The sequence below is a fragment of the Bacillus sp. LH1 genome (assembly GCF_057924895.1).
In genome coordinates, this window is the sequence record NZ_CM175007.1 from 3,349,278 (window position 1) to 3,364,456 (window position 15,179).

Sequence of the window (15,179 nt, forward strand, 5' to 3'; positions counted from 1 at the left end):
TTACCTTATTTTTTAAAAAACATTCTGATTATTTCTTTTTCACTTCTTCTACAAATTCCCATGTTTCTCCGTTATCTTTTGATTGATAAAGTGCACTACTATCGCCATTGTAGTCTCCATCTGCCCCTTGTCCAACTAACATATTAAAAACCCCATCTTTCTCATATGGCATACTAGGAGAATCAAAAGGACTTATTGTAGACTGTGTATGATCTAATTTCACTTCATGCGGCGGATATTCTACCTTTTTGAAAGATACTCCCCCATCATCTGTGCGATATAACTCTCCTTCATTACCAGAAGGCCTAATTGCTCCTAAAAACCCAAGTTTATCATTTATAAAAATGATTCCTGATACACTACCAATCCCCCCATTAAATGGGTCTGGATTGATAACCTCCCATGTTTTCCCTTCATCACTAGTCTTGCTTAATGAATAAAAGGCGCTCCCTAATGCTTTATCTGTCATATTTAGTTTATAACCAACTTCTTTCGATAGGAAAAACTGTTCTTTTTCATTCTTTAAATCTTGTTGTTCCTTCTCTTTAAGTATATCTTCTTTTGGAGGCGTCTTTGATTTACTCCAACTTGCGTCACTTATTAAATTATATCTAGCAGGGACTAGCTCTTTCTCTTTTCCAGGGACAAATATAGATACAGTATATCCAATGATATCAGAAGCTGCTTCTTTAACACTCTGCCTCTTACCATCCTCAGTAATATTAATAATTCCCTCTGTATTGGATCCCCAATTTCTTTTTCCATAATAAATCAACCCATACTTACTTTCATTCCATTTTTTGACCGTTTGCTTAACTGGGATCGCCTTAACCGTTTTAATTAAAGGTTCTACTAATTTATCATCATTATAATCAGGCTTTGCATATCCATCTCGTATTATAGTAATATCTTCTGATTTCTTCTTATTATAAGAGATTAAATAAGTTTCTTCTTTCCCATCAACATTTTTCCCATAAACAAATGTATCAAACGCTGTGATTGTTCCATCTGAATGAAATGTAAGATCAAAATCAGTTGCCATATACAATTTCTTTGGCAAAGGATATTTTTTATTTATATCTTCAAAAATACCTTCTACTCCAGATTTATATATATTATTATGTTTAAGTTTAACTGACCTTTCATGTTTTAACTTTTCTATAAACCATGCCAATTTGCCATTGTAATTTATTGCACTTTTATAAATCTGCATCCCATAAAATGATGTAATTGCAACAATAATGATAATAGAAATGGATCTCCATGCTATTGAATTTGTTAATTTTTTAGATTCATATTCTCTATTTTTTATCACCCGCATTGTAGTAAATGTAGTTATGGATATAAAAAGTACTATACATAATAACAAAATGTAAATATTATAATTCATTCTTCCGTACTTACAGTATAAGGCCAACTCATAACAAAAAATCCCGTATACAATTATTAGTATTGGATTTGTTACTAATGACAGAAGTATCCTTTTTGTATTTTCTCTAAATATAGAAACCACCCCTAATTACATGAATTACTGATATTAAGTATACTTTATTGTAAAGTAACAAAAAAGCTATTTAATCTTGCCGCAAAAAATACAATAGACATCTTTCTATTAAAGCCGTTTACAAATCTAGTTGTTTCATAGACAATGGATTTTTGAGTGAATACTAAAGTTGCTTCATTTATATGAATTACAAATCCAAGCATGATGCTCAATAAAAAAAATAAATCCTGCCATACGCCCCTACGTAATGGAATGAGAAATAAGATAAATCAAAATAGGCTCACCATACTAAGTGAAACAAGCGCAAAAGCTAGCAAAGTACTCAGGCTGACCGTAAACCTTCCTTCTTTATCTTACATAAAATTTCCTATTGTACATTTTATCATGATTGAGGAGAGAAAAGATTAATATAAACCGATGCAGCTAAGGAATATTATCGGATCAAATGTAGTGTAATCACATATTTCTCATTCTCTTAAGTAAGGACTAAAAATAACCTATCCATAGAGCTACTAAAACCACTACGAATAAAGCAAAGCAACATGTAATATTTCGAATCCACTTTTGTATATCACCAAAATACCTTTCTATAAATATAGCGTTGATAGTAAGCATAAGAAATAAAACAATGTAAGTAAAAGATCCCAATTTATCGTTAAATTTTTCATTAGTAAATGTACTTACATGAAGGAATAGAAAAACAAACGTTACTATGAATAGCTCAAATAATCTTTTTTTATTCAATCTGCCACCACCTTACAGGAATCCCCTTTTATTCCATTTTATCAGAACATACTGTGTAGCAGTATATGAATATTATATTCATTTCAAAAAGGCCAACAATACAAGATCGTTAGCCTCTACTTTCCATATTCGCACCTTTTATCACTTTACTTCCTAACAACCGGAATCCACATTTCACCAAATACTAAGCCATTTCTCTGTCCCATCTCAACCGTTGTATTCGGTCCACCAACATAGGCAAAATCCTTTGCTTCTGGTAAAGCTTGACCGAAGGCGATGCCAGTAAGCTTATTACTTAGCTCTTTAGCCGTTTTGTCTTCCCCTTTCACTACTAAGTATTCTCCCCTCGGAAACTGAATCACTCTAGATTCTTCTTCTATTTGTGCTTCTGTCATGACACCCGCATAATACATCATTTTGTTATTCACCGCTTCGCTCACGGAAAAAATGTATTCATTTGTAGCTAAAGCTTTTAAAGTGTCCAGCCTTCCATCTTCTTTAACAGCCGACCAAAAGTCTTCCTTTTCTTTATTTATTCCAGCAAAGTCTGTGTATTCACTCTTAATTTCAGTTCCAATACCTAACACAATAAAGCTATCTTTTTCTTCTATAGTATAATTTTTCATTTGCAAAACCTGCCTCTTGTTTTATTAATCAAACGATTTATCTTTTCATCTGATACGTTTATAATACCTTTAAACCATGTCAAAAAATGATACTGTTTAGGAGACTAAAATGAAAAAAGTTGAACGGATTAATACAATTATGCGGTATATCAACAACCGCTCCCACTTTACAATTTCTGAAATCATACAAGAATTTAACATATCACGGTCGACAGCTATTAGAGACATTAGAGAAATCGAAGCTATGGGAATGCCACTTGTCGCTGAAGTTGGGAGGACCGGGGGATATTTTGTTATGCACAACTCTATCCTGCCCGTTGTTCGCTTTACTGATAATGAAGTGAAAGCTCTTTTTATTGCCTTTATGGCTACAAGGAATCAACAACTTCCCTACCTAAAGAGTCGTCAATCTTTAGCCGAAAAACTACTAGGACTCATCTCAGAAACCCAGCAAGATGATCTCGTTCTTTTAAATCAACTCTTGCTTTTCCAAGGGACTAACCCTCATAATCCCGATCTACTTGAGCTTTCTGATCTCCCCCATCCTATGTTAGAAAAACTCATTCAAATCCTTCTTTTGGATAACCATTTATTGATTACTATGAAAGAAGATGAAGAAATCAAGTCTTATCCAATTTATCTATTGCACCTTTATCAAGAAAAAAGCCATTGGATCATTGAAGGGTTTGACTTAAAAAAAGAAAAGAAGATGATGTTTCCTGTCGATGATCTCATTAATATTGAACCATACACGACGAACAAAAGGCTAAATAAGAAAAAGATTTTAGAAAAACTAAGTAAGAAGGACGAAGCAATTAACCTTGTATTTGAACTTGGTCCGACAGCAATTGCCCAGTTCAAAAAATACCATCCTTTAAAAATTTCAATATCTTATACTAATCCTTACCAATCCACAGCCATTTTAAAAACTTTTATCAATGTTAACAATCCCGATGAAATGACGGAAATAATAAATTGGCTGCTTTTTCTAGGGAAGGATATTAAAATCAAAGAAATTCCCGATGAAGTATTAGCAGATTTACAAAAACGAGTGCGCTTATACATTCCATAAGCAGTGAGCCTCAAATATTAAGCTTTATGGACAATTATTCTATTTTTAAATACCATTTCATTTACTACAATGAGAGCATGATAAATAATAAAAGCACGGAAAATCTCCCGTGCTTTTCTAAATATATATTATTCCTGAAGGTTTCGTTTATCTCGTTTCTTACCCTAACTGACGTTTAAATGCTTTACTGGCGAAAAAGTAAGAAATAATCATTATACCTACGCACCAAGCGAGCGCAATCCAAATATCGTTACCAACAGTTCCTTCATATAAAAGAGCACGAATCGCATTCACGATTGAAGTTACAGGCTGATTCTCCGCAAACACACGAACAATTTTTGGCATCGTTTCGGTAGGTACAAAGGCCGAACTAATAAATGGAAGAAAAACTAGCGGGTACGAGTAAGCAGTCGCCCCTTCCATAGACCTCGCTTTCAATCCTGGAATGATAGCTAGCCATGTTAGCGCCAGCGTAAACATCCCTAGTATCCCAGCTACTGCAAGCCAATCTAGAATATTAGCGCTGGAACGAAAGCCCATTAAGAGTGCAACAAGAATAACCACCACGATAGTAAGTACATTAGCAACAAGAGAGGTTAAAACGTGAGCCCACAATATCGATGAGCGCTTAATAGGCATCGTAATGAAACGTGCCATCAGCCCACTCTTTACATCCGTAAAGAGTCGCACGGAAGTGTAAGCTACACCGGATGCGATAGCCATTAGCAAAATTCCCGGCAATAAATAATTGACGTAATTTTCCGTTCCTGTTTTTATTGCGCCGCCAAACACGTAGACAAATAATAGCATCATCATAATCGGTGTAATCGCTACTGTAATAATTGTATCCGGACTGCGCATAATGTTACGCATTAAACGACCTAGTAATACACCTGTTTTACTTTTCATTTACATCTCCTCCTTTTTGCCAATGATCGCAAGGAATATTTCTTCCAATGTCGGTTGCTTCTCGATATACTCCACTTTTGCTGGCGGGAACATCTCTTTTAGTTCAGCAAGAGTACCTGTCGTAATAATTTTTCCGCCATGCAAAATAGCGATACGGTCTGCCAGTTGTTCTGCTTCCTCCAAGTACTGAGTCGTAAGCAAAATAGTTGTGCCGCTACCAGCAAGTTCCTTGACTGTATCCCACACTTCGATTCGCGCTTCAGGATCAAGTCCAGTCGTTGGTTCGTCAAGAAAAATAACTGCTGGCGCCCCAATCAAACTCATCGCGATATCAAGCCGGCGCTTCATCCCGCCTGAATACTGATCTGCCCTTTGGTTTGCCGCATCAGTCAGGCTAAATCTTGCAAGTAGATTGTCAGCAACTTGAGCGGGATTGAAAACACCACGTAATTTGGCGATCATTATCAAGTTTTCCCTCCCAGTCAGCATACCGTCTAAAGCTGCAAACTGCCCTGTCAAACTGATACTTTGACGAACATGGTCTGGTTGACGCTGTACATCAAATCCGCAAATACTTACTTCACCGCTATCTTGCTTCATTAGCGTCGAAAGGATGTTAACCGTTGTCGTCTTTCCAGCTCCATTTGAGCCTAGCAGCGCGAAAATTTCTCCACGCTGCACCTCAAAATCTACCCCTTTTAAAACTTCCTTGTCTTTAAAGGATTTTTTCAAGCCTTTTACAGAAATCGCTGCATGACTCATACTTTTTTCCTCCCTATAAAAATGTTTTGCGAAGACTATTTATTTACCTCTATCTATTTAGTATCACTGATATTCTGTATTACTTAGTACCGAGTTAAAAATATAACTGAATAGCTATGATGGCAATTCATATGTGTAACCAGCTAATCAGTCGGTACTACTTATTCCATTTATTTTTTTCTCAATTTCTTCATAATACTTTCATTCAAATCTTCACGATACTTGGAGACGTAAGTTTTAGCATTTGCCACTAGTTCGTCAGCAAAGGAAGCCACGTCATCCCCAGTAATGTCAAGCACTTGTCTTCCTTCCGCTGCACCAGCTTCAAACAAATCGATTAATTCATACTGTATGTGTAACATATCCATCCCGTTACCCGCTGAAAAATTCCACATGTAGTTTTGAATTTTCTTAAATACAAATTGGTAGTCCTCTGGCAGAGCCTCAACTCGTGCCATCATCATTTTGTACTCTTTTTTATCACCAATTAACTTTTTGAACATTTCTAACATCTTATTTTCCTCCTTTTTTATAAAACCGAACAAGAAATTCTCAAAATATCGGCCGGAACATTTTATCTTATGAACCTATTTTGACTTCAAGACGTTAATTTTTGACGATACAAAATCCCATTTTTTCCAAAACAATTCAAGCTCCTGGCGGCCTTCTTCATTTAATGAATAAAACTTACGAGGCGGTCCCATATCTGATGGTTTCTTTTCAATATTCACAAGCTTTTTCTTCTCTAATCGTACGAGGATGGTATACACCGTACCTTCCACAACTTCGGTAAACCCAAGATCATTCAGGTGGCGGGTAATCTCATAGCCATACGTTTCACGGCGACTAATGATTTCCAGTACACACCCTTCCAGTGAACCTTTCAGCATTTCAGTTAAATTTTCCATGTCCTGATCCTCCTTTACCCCCTATTCTGTCTGACTTATATTCAGTATCACAGAGTACTAAGGCGAATTTTTTACTGAACAGTTTTGTGAATCCGAACTATTCAGTATCACTTATTACATCTACATTGTATGACTAAGTAGTTATGGATGTCAACTTTATTTTCAAAAAAATTAAAAATCCGCTTTACCCTAACCGGATACAGCCTACTTTTTTATGTTGAACTATCCATATAGCTAGTAAGCTAAAGAATGCTCTACAACAAAAATAAATACAATCTTTTTTGTAAGGGGCTACCCCATTTCCATCAAGCTAGCGAAACCGAGATGCCCCCAAACCGAAAAAATGGGAGTATCTCGGTTTTATATATTTGATCATATGTCCTTATTCATATACAGCTAGTTTTTGTAATGGTTGTTCTTTTATAATTAGCCATTCGCTTACAATAATACTATATACAACCCAAAGTGTAATTTAAATCACCTCTCTTCTTGGTGTTTTTATACCGATGTATCTTGTTTTCATGAAATAGATTAAGAGAATTGTGTTTTTTGTTCGTTAAATATCAACTGCCCTCTTCACTATACAGAAACATTAAAAATATCATTACTAAAGCTAAGCCAAGTTTCAATTAAATTATGCCTTAGTTTATAAAAGAAATACCCAATGTAGCATCTAATATGTAAAAAACCATTCGATATTTCGGTATTAATTTATACCTAATTTCGGATCCTTTAATAAAATACCAAAGGTCGAATGAAAGTTAGAAAATTTTTATGAGTTGTTTTCACTTTTAATAAATTCCATTTTTCCTTGATCATGCCATCAGCAATAAATTAATTCCCTCTAAAAAATCCCGAAAATTCATTTAGCTCCAAATGAAAAGTGATTTACGGATGTAACTTATTTATTATTTGGAGAGCGTACTTTGTATTTATCAACGATTATGGATGCCTTTAATCGCCAAATTATAAGTTATGTCGTCAGTAATCGGTCCTTAGCGATGAAGATAGTAAAACAAGCAATGAGAGGACGAAAAGTAAAAGATGTCATTCTTTACACAGACCAAGGAAGTGTTTATACTGCGAAGGAATTTCAATCGTATGCCAAACAAAATGGCATTATCACCAGCATATCCCGGAAAGGAAATTTCCATGATAATGCCATCATGGAAAGCTTCTTTGCGCATTTAAAAGCGGAACTTTCTACTCACAAAAGATAGCAAGAGTATTCAACACAGCTGTACGAAAGGTTGTGCTAGAATACATTCATTACTACAATTGTGTGCGAATACAAGAAAAATCAAACCACCTATCCCCTAAAGAATTTAGGGAACAGATGGTTTAGGTGTTTTGATAGGTGTTCCATTTTCAGGGTTCACTTCAGTTTTAATTGTATTACTTCATTAGTCTTCTTAATTTTCCAATCATTGATTCCGCTGAGTGCCTTTTTCTCAATTTGAACATTAAGGGTGTTCTCTCGTTTCTTTATATTCATCAATAATATATCCCGAATAGGTAGTAGCTTGCCTTTCATATCCAATTTTAGTTAAATTAATATCATTAATCCATTGGAAATAATGGGTCAGCTCATGAGCAATAGTAACCAGATAATATCCTAATGCATCATCTTTTCCATTTTTTTTTAACGTTTCATAATAATCACCTGTTGAAATACGAATATATGGCTCATCATTTCGATTAAATGGCTCGAAGAAAGTTCCATAGACTAGCTCTCCATCCATCGCTTTAATTTTACATGCAGATTTCACATATATCGGTACTCTAATAGGGAAATAATACTCTTGTCGTAACCATTTACAAAATTCTTTAATTGCTCTTCTTACCTCAGGATCAACATCTTTATCAAACTTTAATCTTAATCCTGTACGGTGGCTCTTGTCTTCTAAATTATAATATTTCTGCCAATTTGTCAGTGTCCAAATATGCATATCATCACCCTAACTACCTAATATTTTCTATGCCCCTTACCTGGTGTATGTTTTTTAGGTTTTGAAGGACCATCTCGTTTGTTTGATTGACTTTTCCAACCTTTTTTCTTTTTTTCTCTTTATTTTCTCTTCCTTGTTTCTTTTGACCAGGCCTTGCATACGGATCAGGATCTACCGATAAAAACACACCATGTTCTGGATTATAGTATCTCGCAATCAGATAATACATGCCAATTTCTTTATCATACATGTATCCCGCATATCCAAATGGATTGTCTGCTGCGATACCTTTCGTATCACTCTTTAATACGTTACCCCACGAATCATATTCATACGTTGCTACAGCTTCCCTATTTTGATCTGTCATCGCGACTACGTCACCATGAAGAAGTTGTAGTATACTGTTTGTCTTCGTGATTTCATTGCTCCACGTACACCATTTATTAAATGCATATATTGACGAAGGGCAGTCCCATTTCCATCTATCCCATATAACGGTGGAATACTACCTCTTCCTTAAGAATAATAGATTATTTAAAATAAAAAGTGCATCTCAAAAATTACCTGTTTAATTTTCGAGATGCACTGAATCTATAAAACTTTATATCCCACTCATCATTAAAAAGAATATTAGCAATGAATTAATTTTATAATCCTAGAACGACATGTATAAAATATTACTACTTTCAATACTTGCATTGCCATTCCTTTATTGCAGACCAGCATAGTTTTCAATTAAAGCTTTCCTATACCTTTTTCCTCCATCGCGAAAAATTTCTTTATGGTACTCCTCCGTTTCAATAAGAAAATCAGAAAGAGGCTGCCATATCGTTGTATCAATCATCTGATCCCTATAAATATCTTTTTCACTAATTAGCAACGCTACGTCGTCACGAACATCAATCACCAACAATACCTTTCCAGAAGAAAATAGTATATAAAGTACAAAATGATCACGCAGTGAGCATCCGAACTCTTTTCCATCCTTTTCTTCCCGCCATGTGATAATATCCCAATAGTCTTCTGATGATATATTCACATCAAACTTTGCTGCCTTTTTTACATCTTCATCAAAATATCCGCTCTTAGTCCAAAATAGAAAAGTTCGATATCGAAAAGTTTGTTTTGTACATATATATGCCGTATGCTCTCCTAAAACTTCGCCTATTTGTTTTAACGAATCAATAAATCCCTCAGCACCAAAATCATAACAACTAAATAGCAATATATATTTATCAAGGTCACCCCTGACTACATACTCTGGTAAACTTTTTTCCATATCTACCATCTCGGCAATTCTTTTATAAACAAAACTATACTCTTCCTCGGTAAGTTGAAATAAGCTATCTATTTTTCTCAACCTGTTTCCCCTTTCCCTTTAACCTAAATTTAATAACATCTTTCTTTTTTTTCTTCCCTCTTCCATAATACTCAGCAGTATTCTCACCATTACTCGATCCATTGCGAGTAGTTATTTTCCTTCCGTTTTTAGTAAAATTCCTAATTTGCAAACCATTTCGGTAAGTTATGTCTTGATTCCATCCTGCTTTTCCTAATCTATTGTGTAATTGGCGCAGACTTATATTAACCCTAAAATTTGATACAGAATTTCCAACTGTAGTATTAGTAAAATTAAGCTTTTTTCCATATTTGAATGTATTATATGCTAATTTCGCACCTTTATAAGCTGCTCCACCAACTAATCCGACACCAACAGCTACTGCAGCTGCTTTCCAACCATTCTTTTTATACGCTTGATAACCATCATAGGCCGCAAAACCTGCGTTCAATACCATCCAAGCAAAATGACCATCTGGATCGGTCAGCATGACTGGATTATTATCCGCATACGTATACCCATTCATTGTAACCGGGTCATCCTCATCGCCCGGATCAGGATCCACCGATAAGAACACACCATGCTCTGGATTATAATAACGCGCAACTAGATAATACATGCCAATCTCTTTATCATACATGTATCCCGCATATCCAAACGGATTATCTGCTGCGATACCTTTTGCGTCACTTTTTAATACGTTACCCCATGCATCATATTCGTATGTTACTACAACTTCCTTGTCTTGATTCGTCATCGCAACGACATCACCACGAGGATTATAGTGATAGTATAACGTTTGTCCTTGCGATTTCATAGCCATGCGTAAACCATTTACGGAATATACATATTGGCGGAGTACCTTTCCACTACCATCCGTCTCATATAATGGGTTGATACTATCTCCATCATAGAAATAACGTGTTACTTGACCATTTACACTCTTTTCAATACGACGGTTATTCTCATCATATTTATAAGTTGCGAATGCATTGCTCTCACCTTGTTTTGTAATCGCTACAATCTGGTCATCTTCGTTCCATGTATACTTGTACTTCCCGTCAGATGTACGATTTCCATTCGCATCATACGTTAACGATTCGTTTCCGAATTTCACAAGCTGATTTCCGTCATTAAATGTTGCCGCTATAGATTTTGTTTCTTTTCCATTCTCTACAACTTTCACACTCGTACGGTTTCCAAATCCATCATATGTGTAAGATTTACTTGTTCCGTTTGGTAGTGCTTCATTTAATAATTGGTTAATCGGGTCATATACAAAGTTTGTTTCTGTTACTTTTCCGCCCGCACCTTCATGTTTAATCTTCGTACGGTTACCCGCTTGATCATATTCATATCGTTCAGAAAGAAGAATACTGTTGGATGTACCTACTACTAGGTCTTTAATTTTGTTCGCGTGGTCATAGTTAAACGTCGAACCTGAACCATTACCAGCTGTATACGTACGAACGTTTCCTTGATCATCATAATCAAATCGATACGTTTGAGAACCGTCTGTTACACGAATGTTTTGATCTAGCGTGTTGTAGTCATACGATACTTTATTTGTGTATCCACCTTGTGTTACTGTTTGTTCTTTTAATTTCTCTGTCTTACTGTTTGCTTTGTCGTGATATGCCCAGTCAATTTTTCCGCCTCGGCTATCTGTTGCACTTGTAACGCGGTCAGCCTTATCGTATGTTTTTGTTCGTTCTACACCATTGACATGGTCTTTCACTTTCGTAACTTGTCCATTTTGATCACGTTCAAATGTAAATGAATCTTTTCCGTTACGATAACATCATAGCCATGTCTTCTGCTGCATTTGTAATTAGTTTTAAACCAAATGTTTCTTGTAATACATCAAGCACGCCAGGTGAAATAAATTCAGGAGCCTTTGGACCGATGCGAATATCTTGAATTCCAAGACTAAATAGCCCGAGTAAAATGGCAACCGCTTTTTGTTCAAACCATGATAGCACAATACTTACTGGCAATTCATTCACTTCACATTGGAAAGCATCAGCTAATGCAGCTGCTATTTTCACTGTAGAAATGGAATTATTACATTGTCCTAAGTCGATGTAGCGCGGAATCTCGGTACCAGGTACAACACCGTAATCCACATCATTAAAGCGGAATTTCCCGCAAGAAGTTGTTAAAATAACTGTTTCTGACGGAAGTGACGTTGCTAATTCACGATAATATTCTCCACCTTTTCCCGGTGCATCACAACCGGCAATAACAAAGAAACGCTTTATCTTCCCCTCTTTTACTGCATTAATAATTTCCGGAGCTAATGATAATACTGTATTATGATGAAACCCTGTTACTAACTGTTCATCCGACTCCATATGTACTTCTGAAAGTTCTAGTGCTTTTTGAATCAATGGTGTAAAATCATCATTTTCAATTTTTTGTACACCCTCTAAACCTGCAATGTCATATGAAAAGAATCGATCAGAGTATGATCCTTTAATTGGCATAACACAGTTCGTTGTAGCTAATATGGCACCAGTAAATTTTTCAAAAAGGCGTCTTTGATCATACCATGCCTTACCGATGTTTCCTTTTAAATGTTTATATTTTTTCAGTTGCGGGTATCCGTGTGCTGGTAGCATTTCAGAATGCGTATAAATATTAATGTCTTTTCCTTCTGTTTGCTTTAATAGTTCTTCTAATGCAAATAAATTATGGCCCGTAACTACAATTGCTTTACCTTCTACACGATTTTGTGTAATTTGTACAGGTTCTGGCACACCAAAATGATTCGTATGTGCCTCATCTAATAATTCCATCACCCGTAAAGCTGATTTCCCCACTTTCATAGCCATATCAATATGCTCTTGTTCGTTAAAATTAGAATTTGTTAATGTCATATATAAAGCTTCTTGTGTTGTAGCATCTACAAATCCATCCGTATACCCTAGCTGAGCAGCATGTGTGCGATAAGCTGCAATTCCTTTTAGCCCAAACACAATCGTATCTTGTAGACTCGCAATCGTTTCATTCTTGCCACAAACACCCATTACTTTACATCCGCCTGTTGGCGTTTGTTCACATTGATAACAAAACATATCATCCCACCCTCTCCCAATCATTCATTACACCTTAAGCATAATACCCATTGAAAAAAAGTGATGTGATATCAATCACAATAATATATAAAGATTTGTGACAGTTCATATTGTTGACATAATACTTTTATTGACATCCAAAAAATATACATTAGTGTGCACACATCTTTCGATACTTTTAAATAGCTAAATAATTAATTTAGAGAAATATATACAACAAAAAAATTTTTTTGAATCCCTTATACAAATAATTGCAATTCATCTCATATGAAAATAGCGTATTTTTTATTTTAAGGAACTATCATTTTTTTATTAAAGCCTTCATTGTAAACCTCTTTATTTACAATACATTTACACTATCTTAACATTACTTACATTATTTATATGATATATTTATATAGAAGCTACTTAAGAAATTTCATATACATTTTATCTTTATGATCTCTAATCTAATCAATAAAAAGATCATGTTATATTTTTATAACAGGGGTGAATTACGATGACTGAAACTTTAAAAACACTTATAATGCTTGATGCTACTTACGTTGTTATTGCAATTATGACAGTACTAGTATTTGTATACTTGGAATTAAAATCTCAGTAATATATGCTGACGTAATCGACAGATTCAGCATTTAAATATAGTTAGAAGAAAGAAAGGAGAAAATTATTTCTCCTTTCTTTTGTATTTCTACAATTTCTTATTTTAATAAATCCAATGTATGTAAAAGTAACCCCTTGTCTCCTACTTCTCCATGACCAGGTACTACCGAATTTATATTTCCATATCGCTTCAGCACATTCTCAATCGATGTAGACCATTCATTTACATACGCATCCGCAACATTTCCTAAATCTTTAGCTTCCGCAGATTTTACTAAACAGCCTCCAGCTAAAATTTGATATTGTGGCAGCCAAACAACAATATTATCTTCTGTATGTCCTTTCCCTGGATAGAACGTTTCTACTTTTGTATTGCCAAACTTCAAACTCGTAATTATTTGTAAATCTCCAAGCGGCTCTTCATATCCACTGTTCTTTGCTAGTTCTGCGGTTAATGCTGTACTATGCGCTTTAATTCCTCTTTCTTTCAACGTTTTTATTCCGCCAATTCGATCAGCGTGCGCATGTGTAATAATGACATCCGTTATGCGCTTCTGAAATTTCTTTTCTACCATTTCTATTAGTTCCTTCGTTAATTTGTTATCCCAAGAAGAATCAACAAGCACTAGTCCTTTAGCAGTATTAAGAACTAGACCGTTCGAAGGAACTGCTTCTCCATTAAAATAACCTAACTCCGTATGAACCCATACATTCTTGTTTAACTGAGATATTGAAATGGTTCCCGTCTCATTTTTTATTACTGTTTTCTCTACCTTTTGTGATGCTTGTACAGAAGAAATTGTGCTAACAAATTGAATTGTTCCTAGTAAACCTACACATAATCCTACTTTTAACAACGTATTCTTTTTCATGTTATCAACCCTTTCTTTCAAGCTAAATAGTTATTACCTATATTAGACAATTTATCTCAAATGTTTGTTCCATATAATTGGACACTTTATTATCGCCGCTTATGTAAATACACGCATGGTGCAGTGAAAAAAGATCACCCAAATGGATGATCTTTTTTATAATTTATTAACATATTGCTTCGCTTCTAGTAAGGAAAAACCAAAAGCTTCTCTTACTCTCTTAACTGCTGTAACTTTTTTGCCTTCTTCTACAAGCTGGCGTAGTTCTTTATTAATTTCAGGTTCTCTTTCTACAATTCCCATTTCTTTCGTAATTAATTGTAATCTATCTTCAATTCTCTTTAAATGCGCATCATTTTTCTTTTCAATTGTAGTTAATTTTTCAGCGATATAAATGAAACCAAAGGCTACTATCAGTATAACCGTCCAGAATTCCATGAATGTTCCCCCCTTACTAACTTTCATTTGCTTTAATTCCACTAACTTATGTAAATTTTACCCCAATACACATTTAATGTATAATATCACTATATCAAACTGTTAATAAAACCTATTATTTTAGGGGGACACTTTATGAAAAGATTTTTAAATACGTTACTTCAATTTGTAGTTCTTTCAATCGTGCTACATTTGTTATTTGATATAGTTGGTTGGCTTGTTTTCAATGCACCAATTAAAAACAAACAAATCATCATTTCTTTAATAACAATCTCATGGGTTATGTACATGTACCGAGACAAATTTTTTCAAAAGTTCACTTCAAACTAACTAAAAAAGAAAACACTTCATTGGTGAGGTTGTAAAAACGTTATCC

General features: G+C 34.8%; 14 protein-coding genes and 3 pseudogenes. 3 read left to right on the forward strand and 14 right to left on the reverse strand.

The features are described from left to right. Positions 1-28: 28 nt before the first annotated feature. The 3 genes from ACX9TM_RS17335 to ACX9TM_RS17345 all read right to left on the reverse strand — a co-directional run bounded on the left by ACX9TM_RS17335 (position 29) and on the right by ACX9TM_RS17345 (position 2,874). A complete protein-coding gene (locus ACX9TM_RS17335) occupies positions 29-1,513 on the reverse strand; it encodes a WD40/YVTN/BNR-like repeat-containing protein (protein WP_072770221.1) in 1,485 nt (494 codons plus the stop codon). 477 nt (positions 1,514-1,990) lie between these two features. Further along, positions 1,991-2,248, reverse strand: a complete 258-nt coding sequence (locus ACX9TM_RS17340) for a DUF3963 domain-containing protein (RefSeq protein ID WP_001036214.1) — start codon at positions 2,246-2,248, stop codon at positions 1,991-1,993. A 146-nt stretch (positions 2,249-2,394) separates the two neighbouring features. Beyond that, positions 2,395-2,874: a GyrI-like domain-containing protein gene (locus ACX9TM_RS17345; RefSeq protein ID WP_002195671.1), complete on the reverse strand. Its 480-nt coding sequence runs from the start codon at positions 2,872-2,874 to the stop codon at positions 2,395-2,397. A 109-nt stretch (positions 2,875-2,983) separates the two neighbouring features. Between ACX9TM_RS17345 and ACX9TM_RS17350 the strand changes: the two genes are divergently transcribed. After that, the gene (locus ACX9TM_RS17350) at positions 2,984-3,946 is read left to right on the forward strand and encodes a helix-turn-helix transcriptional regulator (RefSeq protein WP_065382378.1); all 963 of its coding nucleotides are present in this window, start codon (positions 2,984-2,986) and stop codon (positions 3,944-3,946) included. 159 nt (positions 3,947-4,105) lie between these two features. Here ACX9TM_RS17350 and ACX9TM_RS17355 read toward each other — a convergent pair whose 3' ends face one another. From ACX9TM_RS17355 to ACX9TM_RS17370, 4 genes are all read right to left on the reverse strand, one after another. Then, on the reverse strand, positions 4,106-4,855 hold the full coding sequence (locus ACX9TM_RS17355; protein WP_072770220.1) for an ABC transporter permease: 750 nt from the start codon (positions 4,853-4,855) through the stop codon (positions 4,106-4,108). Then, the gene (locus ACX9TM_RS17360) at positions 4,856-5,617 is read right to left on the reverse strand and encodes an ABC transporter ATP-binding protein (protein WP_065212057.1); all 762 of its coding nucleotides are present in this window, start codon (positions 5,615-5,617) and stop codon (positions 4,856-4,858) included. Positions 5,618-5,787: 170 nt separating this feature from the next. Next, positions 5,788-6,129 carry a DUF1048 domain-containing protein gene (locus ACX9TM_RS17365; protein ID WP_000891986.1) on the reverse strand — a complete coding sequence of 114 codons (342 nt, stop codon included), beginning with the start codon at positions 6,127-6,129 and terminating at the stop codon, positions 5,788-5,790. 75 nt (positions 6,130-6,204) lie between these two features. Continuing rightward, positions 6,205-6,525 (reverse strand): PadR family transcriptional regulator, encoded by a 321-nt coding sequence (locus ACX9TM_RS17370; RefSeq protein WP_000429488.1) that lies wholly within the window; start codon positions 6,523-6,525, stop codon positions 6,205-6,207. Between the two features lie 887 nt (positions 6,526-7,412). Between ACX9TM_RS17370 and ACX9TM_RS17375 the strand changes: the two are divergent. Continuing rightward, positions 7,413-7,870: pseudogene (locus tag ACX9TM_RS17375) on the forward strand (transposase); the annotation flags it as partial. A 118-nt stretch (positions 7,871-7,988) separates the two neighbouring features. Here ACX9TM_RS17375 and ACX9TM_RS17380 read toward each other — a convergent pair. From ACX9TM_RS17380 to ACX9TM_RS17410, 7 genes and pseudogenes are all read right to left on the reverse strand, one after another. Next, positions 7,989-8,474, reverse strand: coding sequence for a hypothetical protein (locus tag ACX9TM_RS17380; protein WP_000548430.1), 486 nt, complete (start codon positions 8,472-8,474; stop codon positions 7,989-7,991). Positions 8,475-8,634: 160 nt separating this feature from the next. After that, positions 8,635-8,981 (reverse strand): annotated as a pseudogene (locus tag ACX9TM_RS17385) (RHS repeat-associated core domain-containing protein); the annotation flags it as partial. Positions 8,982-9,183: 202 nt separating this feature from the next. After that, the gene (locus tag ACX9TM_RS17390) at positions 9,184-9,834 is read right to left on the reverse strand and encodes a hypothetical protein (protein ID WP_072770360.1); all 651 of its coding nucleotides are present in this window, start codon (positions 9,832-9,834) and stop codon (positions 9,184-9,186) included. After that, positions 9,818-11,608, reverse strand: a pseudogene (locus tag ACX9TM_RS17395) (RHS repeat domain-containing protein); the annotation flags it as partial. The pseudogene ACX9TM_RS17395 and the gene ACX9TM_RS17390, both read right to left, overlap by 17 nt. Further along, complete coding sequence (gene hcp / locus ACX9TM_RS17400; protein WP_002204729.1) at positions 11,604-12,890, reverse strand: hydroxylamine reductase; 1,287 nt, start codon at positions 12,888-12,890, stop codon at positions 11,604-11,606. The pseudogene ACX9TM_RS17395 and the gene hcp, both read right to left, overlap by 5 nt. Before the next feature lie 701 nt (positions 12,891-13,591). Continuing rightward, the gene (gene bla2, locus ACX9TM_RS17405; RefSeq protein WP_000742476.1) at positions 13,592-14,365 is read right to left on the reverse strand and encodes a BcII family subclass B1 metallo-beta-lactamase; all 774 of its coding nucleotides are present in this window, start codon (positions 14,363-14,365) and stop codon (positions 13,592-13,594) included. Between the two features lie 156 nt (positions 14,366-14,521). Next, positions 14,522-14,803: a hypothetical protein gene (locus ACX9TM_RS17410; RefSeq protein WP_000397734.1), complete on the reverse strand. Its 282-nt coding sequence runs from the start codon at positions 14,801-14,803 to the stop codon at positions 14,522-14,524. Between the two features lie 135 nt (positions 14,804-14,938). On the opposite strand from ACX9TM_RS17410, the gene ACX9TM_RS17415 reads away from it, so the two are divergent. Beyond that, positions 14,939-15,133: a hypothetical protein gene (locus ACX9TM_RS17415; RefSeq protein ID WP_000819660.1), complete on the forward strand. Its 195-nt coding sequence runs from the start codon at positions 14,939-14,941 to the stop codon at positions 15,131-15,133. Positions 15,134-15,179: the final 46 nt, after the last annotated feature.

Coding starts and splice junctions, on each gene's coding strand:
- ACX9TM_RS17380 (WP_000548430.1), bottom strand. CDS start 8,474: ATGCATATTTGGACACTGACAAATTGGCAGAAATATTATAATTTAGAA.
- ACX9TM_RS17415 (WP_000819660.1), top strand. CDS start 14,939: ATGAAAAGATTTTTAAATACGTTACTTCAATTTGTAGTTCTTTCAATC.
- ACX9TM_RS17350 (WP_065382378.1), top strand. CDS start 2,984: ATGAAAAAAGTTGAACGGATTAATACAATTATGCGGTATATCAACAAC.
- hcp (WP_002204729.1), bottom strand. CDS start 12,890: ATGTTTTGTTATCAATGTGAACAAACGCCAACAGGCGGATGTAAAGTA.
- ACX9TM_RS17410 (WP_000397734.1), bottom strand. CDS start 14,803: ATGGAATTCTGGACGGTTATACTGATAGTAGCCTTTGGTTTCATTTAT.
- ACX9TM_RS17365 (WP_000891986.1), bottom strand. CDS start 6,129: ATGTTAGAAATGTTCAAAAAGTTAATTGGTGATAAAAAAGAGTACAAA.
- ACX9TM_RS17370 (WP_000429488.1), bottom strand. CDS start 6,525: ATGGAAAATTTAACTGAAATGCTGAAAGGTTCACTGGAAGGGTGTGTA.
- ACX9TM_RS17360 (WP_065212057.1), bottom strand. CDS start 5,617: ATGAGTCATGCAGCGATTTCTGTAAAAGGCTTGAAAAAATCCTTTAAA.
- ACX9TM_RS17355 (WP_072770220.1), bottom strand. CDS start 4,855: ATGAAAAGTAAAACAGGTGTATTACTAGGTCGTTTAATGCGTAACATT.
- ACX9TM_RS17345 (WP_002195671.1), bottom strand. CDS start 2,874: ATGAAAAATTATACTATAGAAGAAAAAGATAGCTTTATTGTGTTAGGT.
- bla2 (WP_000742476.1), bottom strand. CDS start 14,365: ATGAAAAAGAATACGTTGTTAAAAGTAGGATTATGTGTAGGTTTACTA.